We start from the raw sequence: 2704 nt of genomic DNA, 5'->3' as shown, positions 1-2704 counted from the left end.
ACAGCAGCCTCGGCTACCGCAGTCCCGCCGAGTACGAGAGCGTCCTCGCGGTCTGACCACCACACCGATGGTGTCCGTCAAAGCGGAGCAAGCTCAGTGAGGCGCGTCGCGCAGTCGGCATCCGCGCTGGTCAGCGTGACTCGTCACCAGAGCTTGCATGTTCCGGTGCCGAAATAGCAGGACGCGAATCCTCACCCGCACGTGCACTAGGGTCGGTCCGCACTGCAGATCGGTTTGTGGGGGGACGAGGTATGAGGCGGCACGCCAAGATGCTCGCTGGGATGACGCTGACGCTTACCGCAACGCTGTCAGGGTGTTCGGCGGCCCCCAGGCCCCCAGAAACAGCGGCCGACCGGGCATCAGTTTCGTCCGCCACCGCAACGCCAGCAGTGGTCTGGCCGACTACTGGACCGCTCACGCAGGCACAGCTTGACGCGAGTCTCCTTTCCCCCCAGGAGCTTCCAAGCGGTTCAACTGCCGAGTCGCAGGACACGAGCGTCGATCCCCAGACGGCAGCGATGCTGGCGGAGGCCTCAGCCGCTACCCCGGCATGTGAGCCCGTCATTTCCGCGATATCAGACCTCCCTCGGCCGACTGCCAAGGCTGAGCGGCTCTACATCACCGGCAACGATATTCTCGCGAACCGGACGTATGTCGACGCATCCAGTTATGCCCCTGGTGAGGTGCGCTCGCGCTTCCAGGCCCTGGAAGCCGCCGTACACGGCGGCTGTCATGCCTTCGTCATCCGGTCGACCGGATGGCAGGTCAACTGGCAGGTTCAGCAACTGCCTTTCGAATCCGGCGATGCCCCCGTGGTCGCTTTCCAGCTCACCACCAGTGCCCTGACCGGAACCAGGAACCGGAGGGTCTACCTCTACGCCGCAGTGGGCGACAACCGGCTGATCTTCATGAAGGGGGACGATGTTACGAACAACCCCACGCTGCCGTCCTCCATCGTCCAGGCGCAGATCCACAAGATCATGACAGTGAAGACGGCCACCCCCGCCACGTCGGCGCCTACCCAATAGTGCGGCCGTCGCGGCCTGGCTCATCTGCCACGGCTTCGACGCCAGCGTGGACGAGGACCCCGACCGCGCCTACTAGGGCCTGTTTCAGAAGTGGATCAAGGTCATGGGATGATCACCTCCCGTGGCTCGGGGAGATCTGACAGACACGCAGTGGGCGGTGCTGGAGCCGTTGTTGCCGACCGGAATCAAGTCCGGTCGGCCGCCGGTCCGCACCAAGCGCCAGCTGATCAACGGCATACGGTTCCGAACGCGCACGGGCATACCCTGGCGCGACCTTCCCGAACGGTATGGCCCGTGGGAGACGGTGTACGGTCTGTTCCGCCGCTGGCAGCGCGACGGCACCTGGCACCGGATCTTCGAGCAGCTCCAGGCCCGGGCCGATGCGAAGGGGCTGATCAGCTGGGAAATCTCCGTCGACTCCACGATCGCCCGCGCCCACCAACACGCGGCCGGGGCGCGTAAAAGGGGGCCCTGCAGGTCGAGCCGCCCGGCGGCGTCTTCACCGAGCCCGACGACCACGGGCTCGGACGCTCCCGCGGTGGACTGACCACCAAGATCCACCTGGCGGTCGAACAGGCCCAGAAGCCGATGTCGCTCGTGATCACGGCCGGGCAGCGCGGAGACTCCCCACAGTTCCAGGTCGTCCTGGGTCGCATTCGCGTGCCCCGGCTCGGCCCGGGGCGCCCGCGCACTCGGCCGGATAGGGTCCGTGCGGACAAGGCATACGGCTCCCGCGCGAACCGCGCCTACCTGCGCCGCCGCAATATCCGGTGCACGATCCCGGAAAAGCGCGACCAGGTCGCCAACCGCAAGAACCGCGGCTCCCACGGAGGCCGGCCGCCGAAGTTCGACAAGGACGACTACAAGCAGCGCCACGCCGTGGAGTGCGGGATCAATCGCCTCAAGCGCCACCGGGCGGTGGCCACGAGGTTCGACAAGCTCGCCGTCCGCTACGAGGCCACCGTGCTGGTCGCGGCCATCAACGAGTGGCTATGAGGGCAGCAGCCAGCGCCTGGACGTCGACCGGGCCGGTGGTGTCCACGCGGTGGACGATCCCCAGCCCGAGCGGCTCCGCACTGCGAGACCACAACTCCCAGTCCCCACCGAAGCCGCCAAGACGCTCGGGATGTACCGGGTGCCGTTCAGCCATTCGATCCGCGAACCGGCGGCGGGCTACGTTCAGCGGTACATCGCACCAGACCTCACGCGCTTCGACCACCCCGGCGCGTTGTAGGCCGGCCTTCACGATCGGCCGCATGTGGGCCAACCAGGGGTTTTCCAGAACGGCCCCGCCTCGCGCGTCGCCGAGCAGCGTCCACAAGGTCTCGCCAGCGGCAACCCCCAGAATCCGGCTCCACTCGTGGTCCGGACACTCTGGCCTCCGAAGGCCCGCCAGCGCGTCCGCCAAGGTCTCCTTGACCGCGTCCTTGCTGAAGAGCGGAAGACCCATATCAGCCGCCAAGGCCCGCGCGAGCGTTGTCTTCCCCGCCCCAGGAAGCCCGTTGACCAGCACCGTGACCATCCGATGACTCTATCGCCAGACGCCCCGCCCCTGACCGGTAGCCAGCCAGAAAAGATCCACTTCTGAGCTTGCTCCGCTTTGACGGACACCATCGGTGTGGTGGTCAGACCGCGAGGACGCTCTCGTACTCGGCGGGACTGCGGTAGCCGAGGCT

The 2704-nt window shown here is 66.9% G+C and carries 3 protein-coding genes; 2 read left to right on the top strand and 1 reads right to left on the bottom strand.

All coding sequences use genetic code 11. From position 1 onward, the window contains the following. Positions 1 to 281 precede the first annotated feature (281 nt). Together ABD330_RS32160 and ABD330_RS32155 are read left to right on the top strand one after the other, a co-directional pair. A complete protein-coding gene (locus tag ABD330_RS32160) occupies positions 282 to 1028 on the top strand; it encodes a hypothetical protein (protein ID WP_344469854.1) in 747 nt (248 codons plus the stop codon). Positions 1029 to 1149: 121 nt separating this feature from the next. Then, a protein-coding gene (locus ABD330_RS32155; RefSeq protein ID WP_425555725.1) for an IS5 family transposase occupies positions 1150 to 2024 on the top strand; the annotation gives its coding sequence in 2 pieces (ribosomal slippage) (positions 1150 to 1539 and positions 1542 to 2024; 873 coding nt in all). Here ABD330_RS32155 and ABD330_RS32150 read toward each other — a convergent pair. Continuing rightward, positions 2008 to 2550, bottom strand: coding sequence for a P-loop nucleotide/nucleoside kinase family protein (locus tag ABD330_RS32150; protein ID WP_344469852.1), 543 nt, complete (start codon positions 2548 to 2550; stop codon positions 2008 to 2010). The genes ABD330_RS32155 and ABD330_RS32150 overlap by 17 nt on opposite strands. Positions 2551 to 2704 lie beyond the last annotated feature (154 nt).

The organism is Kitasatospora kazusensis (assembly GCF_039529945.1).
In the GTDB taxonomy this organism is placed as follows: domain Bacteria; phylum Actinomycetota; class Actinomycetes; order Streptomycetales; family Streptomycetaceae; genus Kitasatospora; species Kitasatospora kazusensis.
Note: the sequence above shows the minus strand (reverse complement) of the source record. Positions and strands in the feature narration are given on the sequence as shown.

Excerpts from the sequence above, each read along its gene's own strand:
- ABD330_RS32160 (WP_344469854.1), top strand. The coding sequence starts at position 282 with ATGACGCTGACGCTTACCGCAACGCTGTCAGGGTGTTCGGCGGCCCCC.
- ABD330_RS32150 (WP_344469852.1), bottom strand. The coding sequence starts at position 2,550 with ATGGTCACGGTGCTGGTCAACGGGCTTCCTGGGGCGGGGAAGACAACG.